The sequence below is a fragment of the Roseburia sp. OF03-24 genome (assembly GCF_003463035.1).
Classification (GTDB): Bacteria; Bacillota; Clostridia; order Lachnospirales; family Lachnospiraceae; genus Roseburia; species Roseburia rectibacter.
Window position 1 is genome coordinate 16,275 of the sequence record NZ_QSCK01000013.1, and the last position, 26,047, is coordinate 42,321.

Consider the following 26,047-nt stretch of genomic DNA (forward strand, 5'->3'; position numbering starts at 1 on the left):
GCCAACAGTTTCTTACACATTATCTTATGCAAGTGCTGCTGTAATGATAGCCATAGAATAAACTTCTGCTGCATTACATCCACGGGACAAATCGTTGATCGGAGCATTTAATCCAAGTAAGATCGGTCCATAAGCCTCGAAGTTACCAAGACGCTGTGCAATCTTGTATCCGATATTTCCTGCATTGATATCCGGGAAGATAAATGTGTTTGCATGACCTGCAACCGGATTACCCGGGCATTTAGTACGTGCTACACGCGGAGAAACTGCTGCGTCGAACTGAAGTTCTCCTTCAATTGGAAGATCCGGGTATTTTGCTTTTGCTTTGCTTGCTGCGTTGCGCATTTTGTCTACATCCTCACCTTTACCGGAACCGAGTGTAGAGTAGCTTAAGAATGCAACCTTAGGATCAACACCGAAAATCTTCGCACACTGTGCTGTCTCACCTGCGATCTCAACTAACTCATCCTCTGTCGGATGAATATTGATCGCACAGTCACCCATTGCAAGAACTTCGTTCTCACCGGTAGCTGCAGGACGAACCATGATAAAACAGGAAGATACGATTGTATTGCCCGGTTTTGTTTTGATCAGCTGTAATGCCGGACGTACAGTATCTGCTGTTGAATAAGTAGCTCCACCAAGAAGTGCATCAGCAACGCCCATTTTTACAAGCATTGTTCCGAAGTAGTTTGCCTGGGAAAGGATACCTTTTGCCTGCTCCGGTGTCACACCTTTACTCTTACGAAGTTCGCAGAATAAAGAAATCATCTCATCCATTCTGTCGTAGTTAGCCGGATCAATGATCTCTGCTCCACGGATATTAAAACCGCTCTCCTCAGCCTCTACAGCGATTTTCTCCGGGTCACCGATTAAGATCGGATGAAGGAATGTTCCTGCTAACAGACGGGAAGCAGCTTCTAAAATACGAGGATCATCGCCTTCTGTAAATACGATTTTCTTAGGATCTTTTTTTAAGATGTCGATCAGTTGTCCAAATCCAAACATGATTATTTCCTCACTTTTTATATAATGTAATTGGCGCTCTCTACCAGCGCGTGTCATGTTTTCATTATATAGCAGTTTTTTTGAAATTCAATATTTGTATTCAAATAAATGCAGTTTTATTTGACATATTCTCTCAATTTTGATATACTGTCAGTATCTTTGTGAAAAAATTAACGTAAATTGTATTTTTCTTCATACAAAAAGGTACCGCAGATCAGATTATGACCTGCGGTACCTTTTATTTATCACATGAAAACCCGTTTACTCTTCACTGTCTGCGGATTCTCTCTCCTTTTTATTTCCTGCATTTCGGATTGCCCCAAAAAGTTCCGGCACATGCTGCTCTTTATCCGGTTTTGTTGCAAGCATGAATCTGCGGAAGAAAAATAATATTCCAATGCTGACAACCGAAAGCAGATCTTCCAGTGCTGATGTTTTCTGCACGATCATATGGCGCGCGATCAAAAAGATCAACACTTCCATGATATTCTGGGAACTCGGTTTGCAGAGCATCTTGATAAACTCCAACCCGATCACCACATCAAAAACGGCATCAAGAAAGATAAGAAACGCTTCCGCGTCCGTCCGGTTCTGCCAGTATAATAAGAGTTCCGGAAAAAGATTAAGTGTTGCAATGACCACACCGATCACGGCAACTAATGCTATGATGAGTTCTAAACCTTCACTTACCTGATACAGTCCTTTTCTGAGTTTATCCACTGTTATTCCTTTCAACTATCAAAATCAATCCAATCAATGCACGCTCTGCGAACATTCCGATTGTCATAAATTAAAACCGAGCGCCTCCCATCGAATCCAGACCACAGACGTTACCTCCACAGTTAACTCGGCCCAGGCACCCTTACGGCACACAAGAGCTTCTGCTTAGGGCTGCTCCATTCCTGACCTGACCCGGTTCACAGATTCCTGTTGCGTAAGACCCAAACTTCAACGCCACTTATGAAGGGCAGCTCCACAATCTGACAACCCTCCGTTCGGCATCACCCCAGCTATAGCGGATTGCTGGTTCAGGGTACCGCTACCACCCCGGCTGCTCGGAGATTTAAGTATAGCCTATTTTGCCCTGTATTGTCAAGACAGATACAGCTCTTTGGACTTCTTTTTCTGGCGAAGTTCCTTGAAAAATGTGGAAAGCATTTCCGAACACTCTTCTCCTAACACTCCTTTTTCAATCTCGACCTGATGGTTGAACTGCTGCATCTGAAGCAGATTTAGCACCGAACCGGCACATCCCGCCTTCGGATTCATGCTTCCGATCACCACTTTTTTCATCCGGCTCTGAACGATCGCCCCTGCACACATCTGGCACGGCTCTAACGTCACATACATCGTACAGTCCTCTAACCGCCAGTCTCCCGTTTTCCTGCTTGCCTTCCGTATGGCAGTCAGTTCCGCATGTGCTAACGTATTGCCTTCTGTATTTCTTCTGTTATACCCGCGTGCAATGATCTTATCATCCTGCACGATCACGCAGCCGATCGGTACTTCATCTAAGGCGTATGCTTTCCTTGCCTGCCGGATCGCCGCTTTCATGTATTTTTCATCCTGATTCATGGACAGTTTCCCCAAAATGTTATACTATATAATATGCAGTATTTTACCGCACTTTTTCATTTTTGTCGAGAAGGGAGCACCTTGCATGCAGCGAAAAAACGCTTCTTTAAAATATGAATTTGAGACAGAGCGCCTGTTCCTAAAAGTCCTGACTCCAAACTACGCCAATGCAGTCTTAAATTTCCAAAACCGCAACCGCGAAAGTTTTGAAGCCTATGAACCGGCTAGACTGGATAATTTTTATACTGCATCCTACCAGCAGGCTGTTTTGAAATGTGAATGGGATCTCGCCCTGAAACAGCAGTGCATCCGTTTCTATGTTTTCCGGAAAGAAGATCCCCTGACGATCATCGGAACCGTATGCCTTCATGACATCCGCTTTGCCGCATATTCCTGTACAGAAATTGGCTATAAATTTGACGCAGCATTTCGTCACATGGGGTATGCCACAGAAGCTGTCAAAGGTGCTATGCGTCTTGCCTTTTATGATCTCCATCTTCACCGCGTGTTTGCTCGCGTTATGCCGGAAAATAAAGCATCCATATATCTTTTAGAATCAATTGGTTTCCAATACGAAGGTGTAGAACGCGGCTGCTTTCTCATTCAGAACCGCTGGGAAGACCATCTGCGCTACGCATACCTCAACCCATCTGATGAAAGCTAAGGATTATTTACTTATAATTATTCCTCTATAAAACGATACCAGCAGCCAAACCGGTTTTCCACCTGCTCCGGCATAAATTCCGGAAACCCAAAGATGATCGCCATAACACGCTCCTGATTCTGATAAATTCCAGGCACTCCGAGAAACCATTTATCTTCGTTATCTTCTTCTATTTTTCCAAGCACAAGATATCTGTAATTAAAAAATCCATGCAGCAAAAAACTATTATTTCCAAGATACCAGTATTTCCTCGGAAGCTCTCTGATATCCTTTAATTCAATTTTAATGCAGGTAATATTCTTTTCTGAAAAAGGCATGCTTGCCGGATGACTTTTTAAAAACTGTTCCCAGATATCCTTCCACTGGTACTGTGGGAAGAAATTACGGGCTGGAAGTTCGGTTGCTCTGAGTTCATTGTCAGATTCCCTGTCAAATTGGGCGGTCTGAATTTTATTTTCCTGTTGTTTTTTCATATTGTCCTGCACAGGTGTTTTGCCTGCTTCTGGTTTATTTTCTGTTTCTGATATGATATTTTCTGTTTCATACAGATTTTTTTCTACATGTTGTTTTTTTTCTGCACGTATGTTTTCTCTTGCATGCATATTTTCTTTTACATGCATATTTTCTTCTGCATACATATTTTCTTCTACATGCAGACTTTCTTCTGCATATATATTTTCTTCCGTCTGCTCTGCCTTCCACTCTATGAAGTGTTCCATATCCACAGTAAGTGGCTCTCCCTCTGTCCATCGGCTCATAAAAATACGTCCATCTTCACTGCACAAAAAAATTCCTTCCATCTCAAAAAAGCTAAGCAATGATGTCGGTATATGTGCTGTTTTCATAATTACGCTAAAATCCCCTGCACCATTACGGACATCCATTTCTCCAATCAGGCTTCCTTCTATCCCACTGCCCTGTTTACGGAACAAATAAATCTTACAATGAGTCTGTGCCGCATAGACACCCCGCAGATGGATTTCTAATCTGCATTCTTCTCCACGCAGCTCGATTCGGGCAAATCCTGTATTTCCTGCTTTTTTTGTATTTTCATAGGCATATATATATGTAATAAACCGTTTCATTCCCGCCATAGGCACTCTCTGTTACTTTTTTTCTATTTATATGCTGATTTTTCTGTTCTATGTCAAATTATACTGTTGACTTTTTTTATTAATTATCATATGATAATTTTAGTAACAATTACTATTATCAAGAAAGGATGGTATTATGCTGAAACGAAGTAAGCAGCGGGAATCCATCAAGAAGTTTTTAATCTCGCGTTATGACCACCCTACCGCAGAGACCGTCTATATGAATATCAAGGAAGAATTTCCGAATATCAGCCTTGGCACGGTATACCGCAATCTCTCATTGCTTGCAGATATCGGTGAGATCCAGAAGCTGTCTACAGGAATCGGACCTGATCGTTTTGACGGTAATCCAAAACCACATTACCATTTTATCTGTAAAGAATGTGGAAGCGTTCTGGATCTTAATGTAACAGGACTGGATCATATCAATGTTCTTGCCGCACAGGACTTTGACGGCGAGATTGAAGGACATGTAACATATTTTTATGGAAAATGCCCTTCCTGCAAAGGCAAAATACAGACTTCCTGATTGTTTTCCCTCAAAAACTTCAAAAATGACGCAAAAATAGTCTTGACAAAAAGAAGTTTTTCATTTAAAATCAGTAATAGTTACTGATATCAATTTAAAGCACACAGTAATAGATTTCAAATAAGCGGGGAAATCTATTACAGCAGACAAATAACATTTTTCAAAGAAAAGGAGATTAAAATTATGGCAAAGTATGTATGTACAGTATGTGGTTATGTTTATGAAGGCGATGCAGCTCCGGAGATCTGCCCGGTATGTAAAGCTCCAGCTGAGAAGTTCAAATTGCAGGAAGGTGAGAAAGTATGGGCTGCTGAGCACGTAGTTGGTGTTGCAAAAGGAGTAAGTGAGGATATCGTATCCGATTTAAGAGCAAACTTCGAGGGTGAGTGCTCTGAGGTTGGTATGTATCTTGCAATGGCTCGTGTTGCTTACCGTGAAGGTTATCCGGAAGTTGGTTCCTACTATGAAAAAGCTGCATGGGAAGAAGCAGAACACGCTGCTAAGTTTGCAGAGCTGCTCGGTGAAGTTGTAACAGACAGCACCAAGAAGAACCTTCAGATGAGAGTTGACGCTGAGAACGGCGCAACAGCAGGAAAAACTGATCTTGCAAAACGTGCAAAAGCTGCAAACCTTGATGCAATCCATGATACCGTTCATGAGATGGCTCGTGACGAGGCTCGTCATGGTAAAGCATTTGAAGGACTGTTGAACAGATACTTCGGTTAATCTTTAAACCGCATAGACAATAAGCATTTCATAGGATAGACAGTTGTCAGCTGTCTATCCTTTTCGTTTGAAAATCAATATATATACTTTATGCCGGTTCCCCAAGTATGATCCGTATCAGGTTTTTATCCAGCATGATCGTCCGGTTCCACGGATTCACAATAATTCCCTTTGCCTCTTCTGCGGCAAGTACCGCGCGGAATGCCTGCTCTATCCCCGTTAAAAATGTGGACATCACGCTGCCGCTTCCCTTTAATTCTTCCTCAAAACTGGTAAATGCCGCCCACCAGCTATTGCCGTCCGGCGTCTGAACTGCCTGTATCTGCATCTGGCCGCCACCCGTCGGCGGTTCCACCGCTATGATAAACTGACCGCCCTCTTTCATGCGTCTGCGTATCACTGTCAGGGTATGCGCTAACATCTCTTCGCTTGCCTTCTGCTGCAGTGCCGCGACTGCGGTTTCTATTTTCTCATTTCCCTGTAATCCCCCATCGATTTTATTGTTATCCATAAAAGCTCCATTTCTATATGTAAAAAATTTTATTTTTTATACTATTGCCACTTGATTCAACTGATTATTTTACAACCACTTTTGTTTTATCTGTTTCATAAGCTGCTCTCCCTTTTCCCTACATATTATACCCTCCAATTTTCCTTTTCACAATCTGCTTTTCGCCGCACAGGGACAAAGAGTCACTTGCGAGTTACTGTTCACAGGCAGGCATTTTCTGAACTGAAAATGCCATATGATACAGTGGTGGCAGCAGATTTTGCCAATTTGGAATACGAAGCATCGGCAAAATCCGTTACTGGAACGAGGTACGAGTGAACAGTAACACTTGCGCCTCTTTCGCGCCCGGGCGGTGCTGTTTACAGCAAACTTCTTCTCCGCGAGGTGCGCATCCCGCCCGGAGGGCTTTTTCATTCATAGGACGTAATTTCCTATGAATGAAAAAAGCATGGCATCCCTCTGGACAACCATGCTTTTGGGTTATTGTTTGCACCTGTAGTGCAACTTCCAACAATTACAGTTCTTCGATTTTTTCTTTTGTTTCTTTCTCTGCCGACTCGGCAAATCCGAGCACAACCTTAAACAGATCTCCATCCACATACAGACGGAATGTGCCACCCATAAGATCCATCAGACTGTTTGCAATGGAAAGTCCAAGTCCGCTTCCTTCCGTATTTCTGGATTCATCGCCTCTCACAAAACGCTCCATCAGTTCTTCGCTGCTGATATTGAGCGGGTATTTTGAAGTATTGCGGAAGGTGATGGACACCTGTGCCTCTTTTACCTCAAGGTTGATGTAGACACGCGTTCCGTTCTGGGCATATTTGCAGATATTATTCATCAGATTATCGATAACACGCCAGAAATGTCTGCTGTCTGCCATAATATAGACTGGTGTATCCGGCTTTTCGATCACAAGATCAAGTCCTGCAGCTTTTGTCTTTTCCTCAAATTCCCCGACGGTCTGCGTCATAAATATTCCGGCTTCCAACTTTTCCAAATGTACCGGAAGGTTTCCGGTAGATGCCTTTGATGCCTCGATCAGATCCTCGATCAATTTCTTTAAACGTCCCGACTGACGATCTAATACCTCTAAATATTCCTGCGCTGTCTCGTTGTGCAGATCTTCTTTTTCCAACAGATCAACGTAATTGATGATAGATGTCAGCGGTGTCTTGATATCGTGGGAAACATTTGTGATCAGTTCTGTCTTAAACCGTTCACTCTTCATCCTCTCCTCGATCGCATGCGTCATGCCATCACTGATGTGATTGATCTGCTCTCCCTGTTCCTTAAATATACCGGTCATATGCTTTGTACCGATCTGATAGCCCGGCTCGCCGCCAGCAATTTTTTCCGTTCCGGTTTTTAACTGATTTAACTGTACACAGTACCACAGAATGAGTGGATATAAAATCAGTTTTTCCACCAGCCAGAGAAAGAAAGCAATGCCTGTATTCAAAAACATGAGCACTGCAATTCCTTCAAGAAACGCAAGCACCAGCATGACTAAAATCACTTTCCATAAAAATCCGATATTTTCCCATATCATATGAAAAAATTTTCTGATTTTGCTGCAGATCTGGTAACACAGAGTATGTCTCCACCATTTTCCAAGTTTTACCCGCACTGCAAAACTCAATAAAAACAGTAACAGCAGCCATCCCATACAAAGACTTGCAATCGCAGTCACAAACAGGATAAATGGCAGATACATAATATCTATATTTGCCAGAAACATAAATGCCACGTAAAATATAAATACCTCTGCCAGCACAATAAGTACTGCAAAAACATCAAACCACATGTGATCCCAGACGGTCGTAACAATCTTATCTGTCCCCTTACGGTGTCCCGCTGCGCACATCAGAAATACAAACGCTGCAACTCCGATGATAAAACTGAAAAACATCACAACCAGCGCTGTATAGCGCATGCTGTATACAAAATCCAGCAGGGTATTTGCCTGTACATACCAGTCTGTGCTGTTCTTGTCTATTCCCACATTTTGCGGAAGAAGTACGATCAACTGATAAGTGATTTTTGGTGTCTTCTGCCCCATATTTACCCAGAGTGTATAATTACCATCCAGATAATAATCACCATATGTTGTATAAGAAATATCTGCATTTTCCGCGTTTTTTTCAGAGGAATCTACCCGGTCAATCTCATCCATGGATATCCCACGAACACCGTCTAACAGCAGATAATCCCAGTTTTTCACATCCCACTGTGTGCCATCAAGCATATCAAATGTGATATATTCCTGATCCAGCACATCCATTTTAATCGGTTCTTCTGTGGATTCTGCTGCAACTTTTTCGTTTTCCTTTACATCTGTAATTGCTTCTTCCGTTGACTCTGCAGAAACATACTCACCTGACACATCCGTGATGGAGGATTCTGTAGATTCTGCTATATCATACTCTCCTGTCCCATCTGTCATAAACCCGCTGTCTGTTGTCTGTGTCTGCTCATTCCAGTACATTTTTTTCTCTGCATCATAAGTAAAAATCAGATTGCCGGATTTTTCTGATTCCACCTCGATCTGCTGCACCGGGTAATACTCATTTCCTGCCAGATATACAAAAATGCCTTTCGCTTCATCATAACAGATCCGGTCCGCATAAATGCTGACATATGAATTATCCCCGGAATACATGAGTTCCACACCGCCGCCGGTCAGGAAATTTCCATTTGTATAAACGATCTGATCCTCATCCGACAGCTCCACACTGTTCGTATATACATCATCTATGCTTATCTTATCGGAAAAATTGCGGACTGCATACGATTTCTCATCGTTTAAGTCGATTCCGTCCAAGCTCTCTGCCTTGATAATTCCATATTTAAAATACGGACTTGTATCCATACCTTCTGTCCGCTCTCTCCTTAGATCATCGATTGCAGACAACCCATATTGAAAGGATACCTGTTCAAACCACTGCTTTCTTATATCATCTTTTGAATTGTTATAAACACCTTCCTCTATCATAAAAACTGAGCCTGCCGCACCAAATATAAAACAAAGTGCACTTGCACTCAGCACGATCCAGGCAATGATCTTTGCCATGATCGAACCTTTCCACTTTTCCACTTTTTACACCTGTCCTTCCATTTTATAACCACGTCCCCACACAACTTTCAGATACCGCGGCTCTGCCGGATTATATTCTACTTTTTCCCGCAGATGTCTGATATGTACTGCTACGGTATTCTCTGTTCCGTATGGATTGTCCTGCCATACCTGCTCGTAAATCTGATTCGGGGAAAACACCTCTCCGGGATGCTCCATCAGAAGTTTTAAAATATCGTATTCCGTGCGCGTCAGCGAGATTTTTTCGCCATCAAGCGACACCTCTTTGCTGCGGTCGTCAAGTTCGATCCCGCCAATTGAGAGAACATCTTTTTTGACAGCTCCGCCTCCAAGCTGCATATAGCGTCTGAGCTGTGATTTCACACGTGCCTGAACTTCCACCGGATTAAATGGTTTTGTGATATAATCATCCGCTCCGACCGTGAGTCCTAAAACTTTGTCTGTATCCTCACTTTTTGCCGTCAGTAAGATCACCGGAACATTGCTTGTTTCCCGGATTTTTACCATGGCAGAGATTCCATCCATCTCAGGCATCATGATATCCATCAGTACCAGATGGATGTCATGCGACTTTAACACCTCAAGCACTTCTTTTCCGTTATATGCCTCAAATACCTGATAGCCATCTGCCATCAGATAGATTTTTAATGCCGAAACAATATCTTTTTCATCATCGCACACCAGTATACTGTACATGTTGTCCCCTTTTCCGCAGGTTTCTGATAGATTTTTACATAAACCTGTCTCTTTATGATCATGCTCTTATTGTAACGGAATAATTATGAATTTCCAATCAGTCAAAACATTAAGATTTGATGAAGTTGTACCTTGTATTCAGATAGAAGGAATGCTAATATAGGAAAGTAGTGCTCCCGGAAGTTTTTTATTTTCCGGGAGTAAATTATGGGAATTTTTACAAAGGAGCTTTTATATGGAAGAAAATAAAATGGGCGTCATGCCGATTGACAAACTTATTATCTCAATGTCCCTGCCGATCATGATCTCCATGCTTGTGCAGGCACTCTACAATATTGTTGACAGTATTTTTGTTGCCATGATCAGTGAAAATGCACTGACTGCCGTATCTATGGCTTTCCCGATTCAGAACCTTATGATCGCTGTCGGTGTCGGAACCGCCGTCGGTGTCAATGCACTTTTAGCCCGCTCCTTAGGAGAAAAGGATACAGAAAAAGTGAATAAGATCGCAGAAAACGCTGTATTTTTAATTGTTGTCAGCTATCTGCTCTTTCTGATCATCGGTCTGTTTTTCGCAGAGCCGTTTTTCCGCAGCCAGACAGATATTGAAGAAATCATTGTTTACGGAAAACAGTATCTGACGATCTGCTGCTGTCTTTCTTTCGGTATTTTTACGCAGCTTATGTTTGAGCGTATGCTGCAGGCAACCGGAAAAACCATTTATACCATGTATACACAGGGTGTCGGTGCGATCATCAATATCGCTCTCGATCCGGTTCTCATCTTTGGTCTGTTTGGTCTCCCGAAAATGGGCATTTCCGGTGCTGCTGCTGCAACCGTCATCGGACAGATGATTGCCGGTATTTTGGCAGTTGTTTTAAACCACACAAAAAATAAGGAAGTACAGATTGACCTGCACCATTTCCGCCCGGACAAAAATATTATCGGACAGATTTATGTGATCGGTGTTCCTTCTATTGTAATGCAGGCGATCGGTTCCGTGATGAACTACGGTATGAACCGTATCCTGATCGCGTTTTCCTCCACTGCAACCGCGGTGTTCGGCGTTTACTTTAAACTGCAGAGCTTCGTATTTATGCCGGCTTTTGGTTTAAACAACGGTGTCATCCCGGTTATGGCATACAACTACGGTGCCGGAAACAAAGAGCGTGTCACAAAAACTTTAAAGCACTGTGTCGCTTATGCAGTCAGCATCATGGCAGTCGGCCTGCTTTTATTCCAGCTCTTTCCAAAGCAGCTTCTCTCCATGTTTCAGGCTTCCGACACAATGCTCTCCATCGGTGTCCCTGCGCTGCGTATCATCAGTTTAAGTTTCCTGCTTGCCGGTTTTGGAATTTCCTGCAGCAGTATTTTCCAGGCACTTGGAAAAGCAGTCTACAGTATGTGCATATCCATTGCAAGACAGTTAGTGATCCTGCTCCCGGCAGCATACCTGTTAGCACAGTCCGGCAATGTCAATCTGGTATGGTGGGCATTCCCGATCGCAGAACTGGTATCTGTGTGTGCAACTGCATTTTTCTTAATGAAGATCAACCGCACGATCGTAAGTAAAATTGGGCAGTAATCTTCTACGAAGTTTCGGGTGTAAAAAAGTGGTTCACAATCCTATAACCAAAAAAATCCCGTGGGAAACTGATTTATAAAATCATTTCCCACGGGATTTTTTTGACCGGAAATATATTCACTCATGGACTTAAACTTTTTATTTCTGGTTTGCCGGCTCCATATTGACGGAGCGGCCTTTGATCTTTGCATTTTTCATGGCTTCTAAAACTTCTTTTCCGTATTCTCTCGGCACTTCCACGAATGTATATTTATCATACATATCGATCGCTCCGACAAGTTTACCCGGCATGCCGGATTCGCCTGCAACCGCACCTAAGATATCGCCTGGTTTCACGCGGTCTTTTTTACCGATGTTGATAAACAGACGCACCATGCCCTCTTCCGCTCCGGTATTATCAAAGTCAAAAGAATCATCTCTGTCATTATCAAGATTGATCTGACCAAGTGCCTGTTTTAAAAATGCTGCAGCAATATCCATTGCGGTATAATCGGATTCATTGATCTGCTTCTCGATGATATCGATCGTGTCTTTTAAATTTTCCTCATCGATAATCCTTCCGATCTCTTCCATGACCTTTTCAGCCTTGATCTGTGCCACATCATCCGTGGACGGGATCGGCATTGCAACGATCTTGGTCTTGCAGTAACGCATGATATCTTTTAATTTATATACTTCTTTTCCTTTGACGAAAGTAAATGCACGTCCTGTTCTTCCGGCACGTCCTGTTCTTCCGATACGGTGTACATAATATTCATCATCCTGCGGAATATCATAATTAAATACCGCTTCCACATCATCTACATCAATGCCTCTCGCTGCAACATCAGTAGCGATCAGTATTTCTGTCTTTCCGGTACGGAAACCGCGCATTACACGATCTCGCTGTGTCTGCTTCATATCTCCGTGCAGTCCCTCAGCAAAATATCCGCGTCCCTGCAATTCCTCGGTAAGTTCATCCACCATACGTTTTGTGTTACAGAACACGAGGGAAAGTTTCGGATTATAATAATCAAGGAGTCTGGTTAAAACTTCGATCTTGTCTTTTCTCTTTACGTCATAATAATACTGCTCGATATTTGGAACGGTCAGCTCTTTTTTTACTACTTTGATCGTCACCGCGTCATGCTGATATTTTTTGGTAATATCCAAGATTGGCTTTGGCATGGTAGCAGAAAATAATACTGTCTGTCTGCCTTCTTCCGGAATATACTCCAAAATTGTTTCAATGTCCTCACGGAATCCCATGTTTAACATTTCATCCGCTTCGTCAAGTACGATCGTATTCACTGCCTCACAGCGGATCGTTTTTCTTCGCAGATGATCCATAACACGTCCCGGTGTACCGATAATAATCTGTGCTCCACCCTTCAACGCTTTGATCTGACGGCTGATCTCCTGTCCGCCGTATACCGGAAGGATTTTCACTCCATGCATATATTTTGCAAGTTTACGGATCTCATCTGCCACCTGAATTGCAAGTTCTCTTGTAGGTGATAAGATGATAACCTGTGTTTTTTTATTATTCGGATCTACTTTATGCAGTACCGGGATTCCAAATGATGCTGTCTTTCCTGTTCCTGTCTGTGCCTGTCCAATGACGTCCACACCGGACATCACAACTGGAATTGCCTGACTCTGTATCGGTGTTGCCTCTTCAAATCCCATTTCTGCTATTGCACGCAATACCTGCGGATATAAATCTAACTGGTCGAATCTAACTGTTTCCATATATTTCCTTTCTATAGAAACGTGCGCCATAGGCGCGCGTAAAACAAGGGGCTGATCAACAGCCCCCATAAGCGCAACAGTCTGAATGATAACACGGTGCCCGTACTTTTGTCAAGAAATTCCCCGGTTCAACGTTCATTTCAACCGCGGATTTTCGGGAATTATGTACCCCAAACCACGACATCTGGCAGAATCTGTCACAAGGCCTCTGGTCCGGGTATTACTTCCTATTTAAAAGCAATCGACAATCCTGTATCTTATCCATTCTACTGCATCAATTTTTACTTCCGGTTTTCCGTGTGAAAAACTCGATTGCGGATTTTTGTTTGTATCTGTTATATTCTATGCCGCATTTTCAGAAATGTTTCCTGTTTTATTTATCGCTTGCATCCGCTAAATGTCCTATTGCAAGATCATTTCTGGATTTTTTCTTAACATGATAAAGCATTGCATCCGCCGCATGTAAAAAGTCCCAGCTTTTTGTATCATCTTTCGGAATATCATAACAGATTCCCTGGGAGATCGTCACAATAGACATTGTCTGCGAATATGCATGCCGGATCGCAAGATCCATAATCCTCTGTCTCAACCCTTCTGCCGCATGTCTGACTTCTTCTTCTGTCATGTTCTGGTAAAGGATAATAAACTCATCCCCACCATACCTTGCACAGAAAATCCTGTCATTCTGCATCATCTCAAGCTGTCCGGCAATCCGCTTAATGCACTCATCCCCTGCCTGATGTCCATAATTATCATTATACTGCTTAAAATAATCAATATCCAAAATCTCCATCGCAAGTGCTGTCTGATCCGACTGTGCCCGTTCAAATGCGTTGTCTAAATAATCATTCAGACGGAATCTGTTTGCTAAACGTGTCAGTGCATCCGTTTCTGATTTTTCCTGAAGTCTGATATTTGCTTCTTCGATCTCGCGTCTTTTTTTATTTGCACGCTCTAAAGATTCACGGACATCAAGCATATTTGCGATCATCGCCTGCTTTTCTTTTTCCATGACCTCAGACAACTCATAATACTGCCCTGCTGCCTCTAAATATGCATCATTATTTTTATGCATACGGTAAAACTTGATCTTTAAGGAAATGATCTGTCTCTGCAGATTAACAATCTTTGACTGCCACGTCAATGGCTCTAAGATTCCCATAACCCGCAAAAAAGCATCATCATTTCCTATATCAAGCAGCAGCTGGCTGATTTCATAAAGATCTCCGAAAATATCCATGATCGGAATATCTGTATTGATCTCCTCACAGATTAACCGGATACATTCATCACGTGCCTCTGCCTTTCCAGTCGCATGACATACACGTGCCTTAAAACAGCGAAAACTAAGGAGTTCTATGCCATCAATCCGACCTGCGCACTCGTCAGAAATAAGCTCCACATAATGTGCTGCCCGATCCGGCATGTCGCGGAACAAAAAACCTGTTCCCATGCCAATATAAACACAGGTGATCAGACGATTGTTTCTGTCATCATTCACATATTTTTTTACATGCTGTCCGCAATGTTCAAAATATCTCTGTGCTTCTAAATATTGTCCACATGATAGATATAAATTTCCAAGATTAATATCTATCATGGTTTCCTCTTCTTTTAACTGATATTTTGTGCAGAAATTTAATCCGGTCAGATAATAATCAAGCGCAATTGGCTCATTTCCCCGATTGATCGCTGTAATTGCCATCAGATTATATGCACGCGCCACTAGCTTCCACTGATTGGATTCATTCAGATAAGATACGCCTTTGGTAATGCAGAAAAAGAACTTTTCACTTTCATTTAACAGATAATAGGTCTCTGCACTGTAGTAGTATGCAAATCCAAGCAATTTTGCATCGTTTTTTTTCAATGCATACTGTTCGATATCATAACAAAACTTCAATGTCCGTTTCGCATCGTTTCCCCGGCTGTCGTACACTCCCTGTATCCATGCACGGACAACTTCATCATATCCGTCATATTCCATGTGCACTGCCTCCTCTCATTCCACACCAGACATTTTTTCTAAGATTTTCTCCCATAAAAAGAATACTATCTTTTATTATAAAATAGAACTGTGTCTTATTCAAGGAAGAATGCTTTTTGTTTTATTTGATTCTTTTATTCGAAATATGCGATCGGATCAACCGGTATTCCATCTTTATCAAGCTCAAAATACAGATTGCTTCCCTCTACGGTAAAGTATTTTGTCGGCTCACCGATATAACCTAATACATGTCCAGCCTCCACATAATCTCCCTCTGCAAAATTCAGTTCTTTTAACTGACCGTAAACTGCCTCATAACCATCACCCAGATCAACTGTAACCGTACAGCCTGTTACCTCATCATTTTTAATACTCTTGATCTGCCCTTTTGCAACGGCATAGACTTTATCGTTGACTTCTCCTGCGATGATCACTGCCGGATTATACTTATACTGATCCAGTGTCGGAAAATAAACTGTGGAATCCATACTGTAATTAATGACGACATTACCTTCCATCGGCCAGAGCAGTTCCTCGGAAAAATGAAGTGACTGTGCCGTATTTGCGGTCTGAACGGTCTGCTGCTCCGTCTCTTCTGACTCTTCTGTTTCTGCTGTATCATCTTCCTCTGCGATTTCTGCTGTCACTGCAGGGTCGTCTAATTCATTCTCCATCTCATCATAAGACTGTCTGGGTGGAACCAGAGCGGATGCTTCTGCAGACTGCTCCGAATCTTCCTGCGCTGCAATGTCATCTGACTGCTTCTGCATTTCTCTCGCAAGTTCTTCTTCCATCTGCTCCCGTTCTTCTTCCTGTCTGTTGCTGTATAGGGCGGTCGTTCCAACCGCTGCTAAAGCGATCAGCAATCCTGCAATTACATATTGTCTGTACCCAAAAAAACCTTTCTTTTTCATTATTTCTCACCATCCATTATTTATTTTTAACCATAGTGTTGCCACATTCCGGATGGTTTATACGATTGTTTTTTATTTCCTGTCTATAAATCCCCAGCCTGCCCGATCACGGCTCCTTTATAAAAATATTCAAGTATCTCCCGGTAAGCATACCCTTCTTTTGCGAGTTCTTCTGCTGTATTCTGACTTAAGCCAAATCCGTGCCCCATTCCCTTTGCCACGATACGTACATGACCATCCATTTCTGTGATTGAAAAACACGCCGATGGAAGCTCTAAAGCATGACGGAACTGTTCTCCATCATATGTCTCTCCGGCAACATTGATTTTTGTCACATATTCTGCTGCATCACGACTTTTGATCTCAATCTGTCCCGGTTCTGTCAGTTCTGCATCAGGATATGCTGCCCGGCATTTCTCCAGAAACTCCTCTTTTTCATAATAAAACACAGAAAGATAACCTTCCGCAGTGGTATCTGCATGACATTCTGACATAACCAGATATGGCATGTCTGCATCTTCATATAGTTCTGACATGTTGCGTGTCCGTCCGCTGCTAATTGCGTGATACGCTGCATATATGTAAGTTCCATCATATAAAAGCACCTCCCCCGCCGTTGCCTCCACGCAGGATTTTAGTTTTTGATAATTTTTATCATAATTTTCTCCCCATAATTCCTGCTGGCGCTCCGGTGTCATTTTCTCCGGCTCCTTTGTACCTGCCTGCATTGCATCATACAGATTCGTTCTGGCGATCACACACTGTGCCTTTATTGTTTCCGGCGGCTTATCGACACCAATTTCCTGTGCCACAATCTGCAAAATCTTTATCTCAACTGCGTCATCCTCTTCTTTCCTGCCATCGTCTGTCGTCTCTGTCTGTTCCGCTAATAGACTCTTCCTGTTTTCCAGATGCTGCCGGATTTCTCCCTCCATATTTTTTTCACTATCGGCTGTAGTAAAAACTCCCTGCACTCCATCTTTTCCATATATAAGATTTTCCAACTGCATTCTCTGCATCAGTGTCGTGATAAAAACCGGCAATAACAGTATCAGACAGATTCCTGTAAACCATGAATTTGTACGTTTTTTTCTTCGTCTTCCCATAAAAAAATCTCCCTGTCCATTTAATATATGAAACAGAGAGACTTCTCATTCAGATTTTTTACATCATATTCATTACAAGACCAAATGCCTGCATCATGGAAAATCCGATCTCAGCTATGATGAGTAAAGAATACAGTACTGTGTACACGATCGGAAATGCCATTTTTCGTTTCAGAAGATGTGCACGCCACACATAATATCCCGGTTTTAAAAAGATTGCAAACAAGATCAGTCCAAGTATTTTGTAATTCTGCTTATTGATCTTTACAATATCGATTACCACAAAAATAATAAATGCTGCAAGCAATGCATAACTGAGCAGGGAAAATATAACATAATTTCCACTGTACATCACATTCATATAGCTGCCATCCATAATGCTTTCATATGTCATCGACTGAAATATGGATGAGGCAGAAACCATGCTGATGATCTCCCGCAATGGCATTATGATCAGTAACAGATAACAGAAAATATCTGAAACCGGTCCATGCTGTTCCTGCGGTGCCCAGGTATTCTGGTTGTACTGCGGATTTCCATACATCTGCTGTCCATTGTTATACTGCTGGTCCCCATAGGTCTGCTGTCCATTGTTATACTGCTGGTTCCCATAAGTCTGCTGTCCATTGTTATACTGCTGGTCCCCATAAGTCTGCTGTCCATTGTTCATGTTCTGATTTTCGTCCATAATCTTCTCCTTTTTAATGCTATTTTATTTTTTCTGTCTGCTTCCAATGATATTGGAAAGTGTAGCAAACTGCTCTAATGTAAGTGCCTCCCCCCGGATCGTAAGCGGTTCACCAAGCTCTGCGATGCACTGCTGTATCTCTTCCTTGGAAAGATGTACCTGAGGCGCATTTGACAATCCATTTGCAAGTGTTTTTCTTCTCTGATTGAAAGATGCGCGGATAATGCTAAACATCAGTTTTTCATCATCCACCTGCACCGGTACTTCTTCGTGTCTGGTCAGACGGATCACCGCACTGCCGACATTTGGTCTTGGCATAAAACAGTTTGGAGGAACATTCGCAACAATCTCCGGTTTTGCATAAAACTGCACAGCCAAAGACAATGCACCGTAATCTTTTGTTCCCGGTCCTACCTGCATACGGTCTGCAACTTCCTTCTGCACCATAACCGTAATACTGTCGATCGGCACATGGCTCTCAAAAAGTCCCATGATGATCGGCGTTGTAATATAATATGGAAGATTTGCCACAACCTTGATCGGTTTTCCATCATTTCTTTCCATCGCAAGTTTTGCGATATCCAGTTTTAAAATATCCTGATTGATCACCGTCACATTATCATAAGCACTCAGTGTATCCTCTAAGATCGGGATCAGATTGGTATCGATTTCTACCGCAACCACTTCTCTGGCATTTTCACACAGATACTGCGTCATCGTACCGATACCCGGACCGATCTCAAGGACAAAATCTTCTTTTGTCACTCCTGCTGCTTCAACGATCTTCTCTAACACATGCGGATCGATCAGAAAATTCTGTCCGAATTTCTTCTGAAAATTAAAATGATATTTCTGTAAGACCGCAATCGTATTCTGCGGAATCCCTAATGTAGCCATAAAACTCCTTTCAATCTTTCCGGTTACTTAACATTTCCTCAAACAGTGTATCTAAAAACTCTGCATACAATCCGTTAAATGTCTCATGAAAAGTCTGCGCCACACTTGCGTCTCCCTGACCGGTCATCTGTGCTTCCTCAAAAAGTGCAAATGCCGTTTCATAAAGCTCCGGATTCTTATCATAAAATACTTCCGTCAGTCCATCCTGAAAAGCAAACTGCGCCTCCTGAGAAAGATTATCCTTGAAATCTTCCTTGGAAATACAGCCTTTCTCCTCATAATCAGAAAGATAAATATGTCCCTCTGCAGATTTTACAAAATCGCGAAATACCACTGCCACATCCTCGTATGTAACAGGAACATAATTCTCATTCCAGTATTTGTCAAATGTTTCCCTGTCCGGGAACTGTGAAAAAATATCGTTATCCATGTTATTCTCCATTCCTGCGTGTGAAAATTCTTATGTTTCACACTATTCTCCATTTCTGTGCATAAAATATTGTATACAATAGACTGCGCATTCCAGGGGCAGACCTATTGTCATAAATATGCAAACAGGATGCCATCACGGTCTGTCCGTCTCTGACACCCTGCCTCTCATTATATACAAAAATCATATATAAGGCAAAGATTTATTTTTCATCGTGGAACATTTCGATAACACTGTTCAGCCGTACAATATTCTCACGGTTATTGTCCACAAGTGTTTCATTTCCCTGGACAATTCCGGAAACCTCAAGTGTTTTCTGTGCGATATCCGCCACACCGTCAGCCGCCTCGGAAACCGTCGAGCTGACACCCTGCATGGCATCCGCGATTTCAACAATAGATTTTAACAGTGTATTGATCTGTCCGCTGATGGCAGACATGTCATCATCGAACACCGTCGCATCCTTTGTATACTGGTCTGCAACTCCCATAAAATCCTCATAATCTTTAAGCACTGTCTGCTCTAAGAAATCTGTACTCTCTTTTAAGCATCCTGTCATATTCGCCACAGCCTCATTGACCTCAGCTATGATCTCATTAATACTGCCGACAGTCGTGGATGACTGGGTTGCCAGTTTACCGATCTCTCCTGCAACAACTGCAAAACCTTTTCCTGCCTCTCCGGCTCTGGCTGCCTCGATCGACGCATTGAGTGCCAGCAGATTTGTCTGGCTTGAGATCTCAAGGATCGCCTGCGTAAATTGATTGATCTTTTCTACCGCCTTCGCCTGCTCCATGGCAGCCTCTGTTTTCCGCTGTACATTTTCGTACATCTGAACCGTTTTTTCGCTTGCAGCCTGTGTCTTTAATTTGAGCTGATCAGCACGCTCTTTTACCTCAACAGAGGCTTCGCGTCCTTCACTGGAATAACGTTCAATATCTGTTGCACGCTCTTTGATATCGCTGACTGTAGTATTGACTGTCTCCATTGTTGCCGCTGTCTCTTCCATTGCAGCAGCAATTTCCTGTGTTGTATCCGTGTTGACATTACTCATCTCACGCACACGCTTTGTCGTATCCGAAAGCTGTTCCGTCGTATTGTTCAGATCTGCGTATACATGGCGGATATTTCCCACCATTTCCCGCAGATTCTTGCGCATGTTATGAAGTGATATCGCCATTCTTCCGGTTTCATCTTTTCTTTTATAAAGGTGCTGGTTTGCCGGATTGCTCGCAAACTCAAATTCAGCCGTCTGTTTTACGATACCGTCGATCTGGGTGATCGGCTTTGTGATTGTAAATCCGAGTACTGTACCGATAATTATGGTAAGTATCATTGCAAAAGCAGCTCCTCCGAATATCTGTTTTGCAAGCTGTCTGGATTTTTCCTGCAGTTCAGTTTTTGGTGCCGTAAGGACAAATTTCATGCCATTTTCCAATGTCTTATAATACATGACCTTATCTTTTCCCTGATAAGTATAGGAAACGGCAGTCTCCTCCGTCTGCTCATTTCCAAGCGCATCCACTACTGACTGCAGTCCGCTGTCTGCATCCGCAAGATTACTTCCAATCTCAAGATCTTTGTGATACATGACCTCACCGGAATCATTGGCAAGGAAACCATAACCACTGTCAAATATACTTAAAGAATCAATCGTATTTGTAAATTCACTGAAATCAATATCCATTCCAATGATACCAATAGACTCGCCGTCCACCTCGATTGGAATAACGTATGAGATCATATATACACCAATGTTGGAATTTAAGTATGGTTCCATCCAGGTTTCTTTTCCATTCTGTACCGGAATATAATACCATCCGACATGCTCCACATCACTCGGATCATACATGGAAAAGTCCGTTGGCGTCACACTCTCAAACTCACTGTCACTGTTATCTCTTGTTAGAAAAAGTCCGCTTGTTGGTTCCGTAAATTCAGGATTATAACGGATATACGCCGTGAGTGCTCCCTTAGTGTTCTGTGCAGACTGCATCAAAATCGGCAGCATCTGCTTTGTATAAGTATCCACATAATCCTTGCTTGTCCGGAAAGATGCTGCATGTTCCAGTTTGGCAACTGCAATGCTGTATACCATTTCCACTGACTGTGAAACATTCTGCATCATGGTATCAAGTTCACTGCTCTGGCTCACACACTTAAGCTGCATCTCCCGCTGTGAGTCTTCATAAGAAGTACTGACTGAATTAACAATACTGATCGCCCCACAGATAAAAGTTGATACCAGCGAACAAAGTATTACAGTTACAATGATCTTGGTTTTTATTGATTTCATACAAAATTCCCCCTCTGTAAAAATTCCTCCCATTTACTCAATTTTACCATATTCGACTGTATTTTCAATAAAATGCATGCTGTTTCGTTATGTTTTCGTAGATTTTCAATCTTACACTTTTGTTTTCGCATATTTCATCGAACATATTTTCGATTTTTCTGTTGCAAATAAATCTGTCACATGTTATATTAATTTTATCGAACATTAGTTCTTGTTTGTTGATGATATGAGTCGCCCGTCCAAATGGTGTATCGCAGGCTTGTGAGTGGCATCTTGCGCAAGATGCCAGACTTCAGGTTATGAACACCATTGGGGCGGGCGGTTCATCTCAAAATCGGGGTCGTAGGTGCGGATTTTTGATATTCGCACGAATGGAAATATGCTTAAAATCCTAAGGTGCTGTATCATTGATATTCAGCCTAATGACTTGTCTGAATTTTCATCTGCTCTGTTGCATTACACTAATCATTTCATAAATTAACAGACTAATAATGCAGATTACTATTCCAAGTATGTATGGTTAAAAGCATAAGTATAACAGATTGCATCGAGATTTTGCGACATTTTTGAAATGAATGTTACCAAAATTTACGCACCCCCAAGGTTGTAAAATGAGTTCCCCGGCAAAGGGTGGTTCACAACCTTGCGGCTGGCAAATCGCATCAAGCCGGGATTCGTTTTGTGACTTTGGGAGAAAATTAGGCAATCTTAGTCTGCCTGTCCGTAACACAGTGTTGTGCTGCCACGGACGGCAGCACAAGTCTTAATGCCCCCGGACGGGGCGTTTAAGACGCACACGTCACTCCGAGAAACACTAAATCAGGCAGACTAATTTCACTCTGATAATAATCAGAGTGAAATCGATTGCCTTATTTTCGGACAACGGAACAAAACAGTCCCGGCTTGATGCAATTTGCCAATCGAAATCCCCCGGAACCACCCTTCGCCGGGGAACTCATATCCCAACAAACCATCATTTGTTTTGCAGTACATGTTTCGTAATATTTGATGCAAATACCGGATCATAACTTACAATCATATTTTTGACAAAGACCTTAAGGATGGAGATGAAGATCAACATGAACATTCAGCAAAATATGTCTCTTATGGAAAAACTTGCCATACTTACCGACGCTGCAAAGTACGATGTAGCCTGCACTTCAAGCGGAGTAGACCGCAGCGGCAATGGCAGCGGTATGGGAAATTCCCTTGCATGCGGAATCTGTCATACTTTTTCTGCAGATGGACGCTGTATTTCTCTTCTCAAAATACTTTTTACCAATGAATGCATTTTCAACTGCGCCTATTGTCAGAATAATTGTAACTCTGACGTGAAACGGGCTTCTTTTACCCCCGACGAAGTCTGTGAACTGACAATGGAATTTTACCGGCGTAACTATATTGAGGGACTTTTCTTAAGCTCCGGCATCATGGTCAGCCCAAATTACACGATGGATCTGATCTACCAGACACTCTACCGGCTGCGCAATGTCTATCATTTTAACGGCTATATCCATGTCAAGGCTATCCCGGGTGCAGATCCCGTGCTTGTAGAAAAAGCAGGATTTCTTGCCGACCGCATGAGTATCAACTTAGAGCTTCCGACTGCTGACAGCTTAAAGAAGTTGGCTCCCTATAAATCCAGAACCACTATTTTGAAACCAATGCGCCAGATTCAAAACCGTATCACGGAAAATAAAGACGAGCTTGCCATTTACCGCAAAGCACCACGTTTTGTTCCAGCCGGACAGAGCACCCAGATGATCATTGGCGCTACTCCGGAACACGATTATGAGATTATGCGTGTTGCCGAAACGCTTTATCAGAAATTTGACTTAAAGAGAGTGTTCTACTCTGCCTTTGTCAATGTCAACCACAATTCAAATCTGCCGGTTTTGCCGGGTGGCCCGCCTCTTTTACGGGAACATCGGCTTTATCAGGCAGACTGGCTGCTGCGCTATTATGATTTTAAAGTAGATGAATTACTAACAGAAGACCGGCCTGATTTTAATATTTATCTGGACCCCAAATGTGACTGGGCGCTCCGCCATTTAGAATGTTTTCCGGTAGAGATCAACCGTGCAGATTATCGTACACTTCTGCGTGTTCCCGGCATCGGTGCAAAGTCTGCCTCGCGCATCGTAAAGGCAAGACGTATGAATAAGCTCGATTTCTCTGATCTGAAAAAGATCGGTGTCGTACTAAAACGTGCACTATACTTTATTACCTGTTCCGGTCACATGATGTACCCTACAAAGTTAGATGAGGACTATATCTGCCGCAGCCTGATCGCAGACCGCACCCAGATTCCACGTGAAATACGTGAAGCGGGATACCAGCAGCTCAGTTTATTCTCCTGATGACGGAACCTACAGCGATTCATAATTTAGCGGCTGGCAAATTAAAACCTGCTATTTCGCTGTAACATCATCTTAATGATCATTAATCCGATGCATTAATGGCTTTCTATAACGAGGATTTTATAATATGTACACATTTATCTGTGAAGATTCCCCCAATGGAATCTTATCCGGCATCTATGATGCATGGGATTTTAAGGTAAAAGAAAACAAAAAATATTCTGCCCGCAGCACATCGGCTGATAGTTCTTCCAGTGCCCCAAAAAGCGCCTGCACCCACGATGATATCCACATTCTGTGTCATGAACCGGACAATTATCAACTATTTTGTGAGTATATCCATGTGGAAACTTCCTCTGATAAAGCATCGAAAGTCGCTCGCACCATACAGCGCAAACTTGGCAGTGAATTTTACGATACCATTTTAAATGCGATTCTTTCCATTGTTCCGGAAAAAAAGAATAACTTAGACAAAGCGGACGCCATCTACCATACTCTTGTACTTGGTCTGAATACACCTGCCGGAGCACGCGCCATTTGTGATCTTGCCAACCCTTATGTCCACCGCCTGTTTATTCTGTCCCGTGCTACAGCAAATGAGGCACATCACCTGCTCGGTTTTCTTCGTTTTTCAGAACTGGAAAATGGTGTACTGTTTTCCACGATTCACCCCAAAAATAATGCCCTGCCGATATTGGCAGAGCACTTTACCGATCGTCTCCCGCAGGAGAATTTTTTGATATATGACAAGAACCGCCAGCTTGCCGCAGTTCACGCCGCCGGAAAGAATTTTATGTTAGTGGACGCTTCCGGTATAGATCAGGAGCTTTTAAAACATACCTCTGACAGAGAGGCCAAATACCAGAAGCTGTGGCAGACCTTTTTCGACCACATCGCGATCCAGGCACGGATCAATCCAGGACTCCAGGCGCAGAATATCCCGAAGCGCTTCTGGAATGATACCCCGGAACTTGGTAAAAAATAAAGCCCTGTTACCATAAACAGAGCCTCTCTTTATAGATGAAAGAGATTATTTGGCAGGCGTCGCGGCCCCTGCATCTCTTTTAACCCATAGGGTGCGTGGTTGCAACGAAATTTACCACCTCAAATAATCTCTCCTATGTAATTTTGATTGTATATCATCTTTTTCCCTTCTTCCTATAACTCTTTTAGGTTTGTGATTACGCTCTTTTACGCAACCAGTTTATGGTGCTATGATAACATAGACTTTTTATCATGTACAGAACATAAATTACATTATACGAAATAACCGTTCTGCATTCTCCCTGGTCACCTGCTCCACTTCTTCCGGTGTGATTCCTTTTAGTTCTGCGATCTTGGCGATCACAAACGGAATATAGGATGAATCATTCCTCTCTCCGCGATGCGGCTCCGGTGCCATATATGGACAGTCGGTTTCTAAAAGGATTCGTTCCAGCGGGATTTCCTGTACGGTTTCCTTTAACTTTTTGGCATTTTTAAAAGTCACAACACCTCCGACACCGATATAATATCCCATTTTTATAAATTCCTGTGCCATCTCCTTCGAATAAGAATAACAGTGGATGACTCCCGGAATTTCCTCCGCATATACAGATTTCATCACTTCCATGGTATCTGCTGCCGCATCCCTCGAATGAATGATCACAGGAAGTGATACTTCCCTCGCTAACTTCATCTGCTCAGCAAACCAGTATCGCTGCTGTTTTTGTATTTCCGGCTCCTTATCCCAGTAATAATCAAGCCCGATTTCTCCAACTGCAACCACTTTTTCTCTTTTGGTCTGCTCTTTCAGCCATGCAAATGTTTCCTCATTCAGACCACTGATATCACTTGGATGCACTCCGACTGCCGCATAAACAAATTCATACCGCTCTGACAGCGCAAGTGTTGTTTTGGTGGATTCGATCGATGCACCGACATTGATGATCGTTCCAACGCCACGTTCTGGCATGGATGTGATCAATTCCTCTCTGTCCTCTTCAAACCGTTCATCATCATAATGTGCATGTGTCTCAAATATCATAATTGTGTTTCTCCTTTTTTCTTATATGTCAATCATTTTTTCCTACAGTATACACTTTTATAATATCAATATATCATTAACACACGGTAACCGGCAAATTTAATAACCTTTTTCGATGATCTCTTTT

The 26,047-nt window shown here is 42.5% G+C and carries 22 protein-coding genes and 1 other RNA gene; 6 read left to right on the plus strand and 17 right to left on the minus strand.

All coding sequences use genetic code 11. The annotated features are described in order from the left end of the window. Positions 1-24: 24 nt before the first annotated feature. The 4 genes from pta to tadA form a co-directional block, all read right to left on the minus strand. On the minus strand, positions 25-1,008 hold the full coding sequence (gene pta, locus DXA60_RS08225; RefSeq protein WP_117920804.1) for a phosphate acetyltransferase: 984 nt from the start codon (positions 1,006-1,008) through the stop codon (positions 25-27). Between the two features lie 261 nt (positions 1,009-1,269). Further along, on the minus strand, positions 1,270-1,728 hold the full coding sequence (locus DXA60_RS08230; protein ID WP_241070811.1) for a hypothetical protein: 459 nt from the start codon (positions 1,726-1,728) through the stop codon (positions 1,270-1,272). Between the two features lie 76 nt (positions 1,729-1,804). Beyond that, positions 1,805-2,067: signal recognition particle sRNA large type (ffs, locus tag DXA60_RS08235), an RNA gene on the minus strand. 33 nt (positions 2,068-2,100) lie between these two features. Beyond that, positions 2,101-2,583: a tRNA adenosine(34) deaminase TadA gene (tadA, locus tag DXA60_RS08240; RefSeq protein ID WP_117920806.1), complete on the minus strand. Its 483-nt coding sequence runs from the start codon at positions 2,581-2,583 to the stop codon at positions 2,101-2,103. 85 nt (positions 2,584-2,668) lie between these two features. Between tadA and DXA60_RS08245 the strand changes: the two genes are divergently transcribed. Beyond that, positions 2,669-3,247: a GNAT family N-acetyltransferase gene (locus DXA60_RS08245; RefSeq protein WP_241070812.1), complete on the plus strand. Its 579-nt coding sequence runs from the start codon at positions 2,669-2,671 to the stop codon at positions 3,245-3,247. A gap of 17 nt (positions 3,248-3,264) precedes the next feature. Here the strand turns inward: DXA60_RS08245 and DXA60_RS08250 are convergent, their stop codons facing one another. Continuing rightward, complete coding sequence (locus DXA60_RS08250) at positions 3,265-4,341, minus strand: DUF6128 domain-containing protein (RefSeq protein WP_117920808.1); 1,077 nt, start codon at positions 4,339-4,341, stop codon at positions 3,265-3,267. A 136-nt stretch (positions 4,342-4,477) separates the two neighbouring features. Here DXA60_RS08250 and DXA60_RS08255 point away from each other — a divergent pair, with 136 nt between their 5' ends. After that, positions 4,478-4,870, plus strand: coding sequence for a Fur family transcriptional regulator (locus tag DXA60_RS08255; RefSeq protein WP_117920809.1), 393 nt, complete (start codon positions 4,478-4,480; stop codon positions 4,868-4,870). Between the two features lie 183 nt (positions 4,871-5,053). Then, positions 5,054-5,596, plus strand: a complete 543-nt coding sequence (locus DXA60_RS08260; protein WP_006857073.1) for an NADH peroxidase — start codon at positions 5,054-5,056, stop codon at positions 5,594-5,596. Positions 5,597-5,684: 88 nt separating this feature from the next. On the opposite strand, the gene DXA60_RS08265 is transcribed toward DXA60_RS08260, so the two are convergent. The 3 genes from DXA60_RS08265 to DXA60_RS08280 all read right to left on the minus strand — a co-directional run bounded on the left by DXA60_RS08265 (position 5,685) and on the right by DXA60_RS08280 (position 9,900). Continuing rightward, on the minus strand, positions 5,685-6,107 hold the full coding sequence (locus tag DXA60_RS08265) for an SseB family protein (protein ID WP_117920810.1): 423 nt from the start codon (positions 6,105-6,107) through the stop codon (positions 5,685-5,687). 514 nt (positions 6,108-6,621) lie between these two features. After that, positions 6,622-9,204, minus strand: coding sequence for a sensor histidine kinase (locus tag DXA60_RS08275; protein ID WP_117920812.1), 2,583 nt, complete (start codon positions 9,202-9,204; stop codon positions 6,622-6,624). A gap of 3 nt (positions 9,205-9,207) precedes the next feature. Beyond that, positions 9,208-9,900 (minus strand): response regulator transcription factor, encoded by a 693-nt coding sequence (locus DXA60_RS08280; protein WP_117920813.1) that lies wholly within the window; start codon positions 9,898-9,900, stop codon positions 9,208-9,210. 235 nt (positions 9,901-10,135) lie between these two features. Between DXA60_RS08280 and DXA60_RS08285 the strand changes: the two genes are divergently transcribed. Then, a complete protein-coding gene (locus tag DXA60_RS08285) occupies positions 10,136-11,485 on the plus strand; it encodes an MATE family efflux transporter (RefSeq protein ID WP_117920814.1) in 1,350 nt (449 codons plus the stop codon). Between the two features lie 138 nt (positions 11,486-11,623). Here the strand turns inward: DXA60_RS08285 and DXA60_RS08290 are convergent, their stop codons facing one another. From DXA60_RS08290 to DXA60_RS08325, 8 genes are all read right to left on the minus strand, one after another. Further along, entirely contained in the window at positions 11,624-13,216 is a 1,593-nt protein-coding gene (locus tag DXA60_RS08290; protein WP_117920815.1) for a DEAD/DEAH box helicase, read from the minus strand. Positions 13,217-13,589: 373 nt separating this feature from the next. Beyond that, on the minus strand, positions 13,590-15,203 hold the full coding sequence (locus DXA60_RS08295) for a GGDEF domain-containing protein (RefSeq protein WP_117920816.1): 1,614 nt from the start codon (positions 15,201-15,203) through the stop codon (positions 13,590-13,592). Between the two features lie 134 nt (positions 15,204-15,337). Then, entirely contained in the window at positions 15,338-16,117 is a 780-nt protein-coding gene (locus DXA60_RS08300; protein ID WP_117920817.1) for a M23 family metallopeptidase, read from the minus strand. A gap of 83 nt (positions 16,118-16,200) precedes the next feature. Further along, positions 16,201-17,223 (minus strand): SpoIID/LytB domain-containing protein, encoded by a 1,023-nt coding sequence (locus tag DXA60_RS08305; RefSeq protein ID WP_117920818.1) that lies wholly within the window; start codon positions 17,221-17,223, stop codon positions 16,201-16,203. Positions 17,224-17,281: 58 nt separating this feature from the next. Next, positions 17,282-17,911, minus strand: a complete 630-nt coding sequence (locus DXA60_RS08310; RefSeq protein ID WP_117920819.1) for a hypothetical protein — start codon at positions 17,909-17,911, stop codon at positions 17,282-17,284. A gap of 24 nt (positions 17,912-17,935) precedes the next feature. Further along, positions 17,936-18,808: a 16S rRNA (adenine(1518)-N(6)/adenine(1519)-N(6))-dimethyltransferase RsmA gene (gene rsmA / locus DXA60_RS08315; RefSeq protein WP_117920820.1), complete on the minus strand. Its 873-nt coding sequence runs from the start codon at positions 18,806-18,808 to the stop codon at positions 17,936-17,938. A 10-nt stretch (positions 18,809-18,818) separates the two neighbouring features. Further along, entirely contained in the window at positions 18,819-19,238 is a 420-nt protein-coding gene (locus DXA60_RS08320; RefSeq protein ID WP_241070813.1) for a serine/threonine protein phosphatase, read from the minus strand. Between the two features lie 202 nt (positions 19,239-19,440). Further along, the gene (locus DXA60_RS08325; RefSeq protein ID WP_117920822.1) at positions 19,441-21,534 is read right to left on the minus strand and encodes a methyl-accepting chemotaxis protein; all 2,094 of its coding nucleotides are present in this window, start codon (positions 21,532-21,534) and stop codon (positions 19,441-19,443) included. A 1,079-nt stretch (positions 21,535-22,613) separates the two neighbouring features. Here DXA60_RS08325 and DXA60_RS08330 point away from each other — a divergent pair. Together DXA60_RS08330 and DXA60_RS08335 are read left to right on the plus strand one after the other, a co-directional pair. Continuing rightward, entirely contained in the window at positions 22,614-23,894 is a 1,281-nt protein-coding gene (locus tag DXA60_RS08330; protein ID WP_186899835.1) for a putative DNA modification/repair radical SAM protein, read from the plus strand. 127 nt (positions 23,895-24,021) lie between these two features. Beyond that, on the plus strand, positions 24,022-24,879 hold the full coding sequence (locus DXA60_RS08335) for a TIGR03915 family putative DNA repair protein (protein ID WP_117920823.1): 858 nt from the start codon (positions 24,022-24,024) through the stop codon (positions 24,877-24,879). Between the two features lie 267 nt (positions 24,880-25,146). On the opposite strand, the gene DXA60_RS08340 is transcribed toward DXA60_RS08335, so the two are convergent. After that, positions 25,147-25,920 (minus strand): TatD family hydrolase, encoded by a 774-nt coding sequence (locus tag DXA60_RS08340; RefSeq protein ID WP_117920824.1) that lies wholly within the window; start codon positions 25,918-25,920, stop codon positions 25,147-25,149. Positions 25,921-26,047: the final 127 nt, after the last annotated feature.

Excerpts from the sequence above, each read along its gene's own strand:
- DXA60_RS08250 (WP_117920808.1), bottom strand. The coding sequence starts at position 4,341 with ATGGCGGGAATGAAACGGTTTATTACATATATATATGCCTATGAAAAT.
- DXA60_RS08255 (WP_117920809.1), top strand. The coding sequence starts at position 4,478 with ATGCTGAAACGAAGTAAGCAGCGGGAATCCATCAAGAAGTTTTTAATC.
- DXA60_RS08335 (WP_117920823.1), top strand. The coding sequence starts at position 24,022 with ATGTACACATTTATCTGTGAAGATTCCCCCAATGGAATCTTATCCGGC.
- pta (WP_117920804.1), bottom strand. The coding sequence starts at position 1,008 with ATGTTTGGATTTGGACAACTGATCGACATCTTAAAAAAAGATCCTAAG.
- DXA60_RS08325 (WP_117920822.1), bottom strand. The coding sequence starts at position 21,534 with ATGAAATCAATAAAAACCAAGATCATTGTAACTGTAATACTTTGTTCG.
- DXA60_RS08320 (WP_241070813.1), bottom strand. The coding sequence starts at position 19,238 with ATGGATAACGATATTTTTTCACAGTTCCCGGACAGGGAAACATTTGAC.
- DXA60_RS08340 (WP_117920824.1), bottom strand. The coding sequence starts at position 25,920 with ATGATATTTGAGACACATGCACATTATGATGATGAACGGTTTGAAGAG.
- DXA60_RS08305 (WP_117920818.1), bottom strand. The coding sequence starts at position 17,223 with ATGGGAAGACGAAGAAAAAAACGTACAAATTCATGGTTTACAGGAATC.
- DXA60_RS08310 (WP_117920819.1), bottom strand. The coding sequence starts at position 17,911 with ATGGACGAAAATCAGAACATGAACAATGGACAGCAGACTTATGGGGAC.
- DXA60_RS08285 (WP_117920814.1), top strand. The coding sequence starts at position 10,136 with ATGGAAGAAAATAAAATGGGCGTCATGCCGATTGACAAACTTATTATC.
- DXA60_RS08280 (WP_117920813.1), bottom strand. The coding sequence starts at position 9,900 with ATGTACAGTATACTGGTGTGCGATGATGAAAAAGATATTGTTTCGGCA.
- rsmA (WP_117920820.1), bottom strand. The coding sequence starts at position 18,808 with ATGGCTACATTAGGGATTCCGCAGAATACGATTGCGGTCTTACAGAAA.
- DXA60_RS08265 (WP_117920810.1), bottom strand. The coding sequence starts at position 6,107 with ATGGATAACAATAAAATCGATGGGGGATTACAGGGAAATGAGAAAATA.
- DXA60_RS08295 (WP_117920816.1), bottom strand. The coding sequence starts at position 15,203 with ATGGAATATGACGGATATGATGAAGTTGTCCGTGCATGGATACAGGGA.
- DXA60_RS08300 (WP_117920817.1), bottom strand. The coding sequence starts at position 16,117 with ATGAAAAAGAAAGGTTTTTTTGGGTACAGACAATATGTAATTGCAGGA.
- DXA60_RS08245 (WP_241070812.1), top strand. The coding sequence starts at position 2,669 with ATGCAGCGAAAAAACGCTTCTTTAAAATATGAATTTGAGACAGAGCGC.
- DXA60_RS08330 (WP_186899835.1), top strand. The coding sequence starts at position 22,614 with ATGAACATTCAGCAAAATATGTCTCTTATGGAAAAACTTGCCATACTT.
- DXA60_RS08290 (WP_117920815.1), bottom strand. The coding sequence starts at position 13,216 with ATGGAAACAGTTAGATTCGACCAGTTAGATTTATATCCGCAGGTATTG.
- DXA60_RS08260 (WP_006857073.1), top strand. The coding sequence starts at position 5,054 with ATGGCAAAGTATGTATGTACAGTATGTGGTTATGTTTATGAAGGCGAT.
- tadA (WP_117920806.1), bottom strand. The coding sequence starts at position 2,583 with ATGAATCAGGATGAAAAATACATGAAAGCGGCGATCCGGCAGGCAAGG.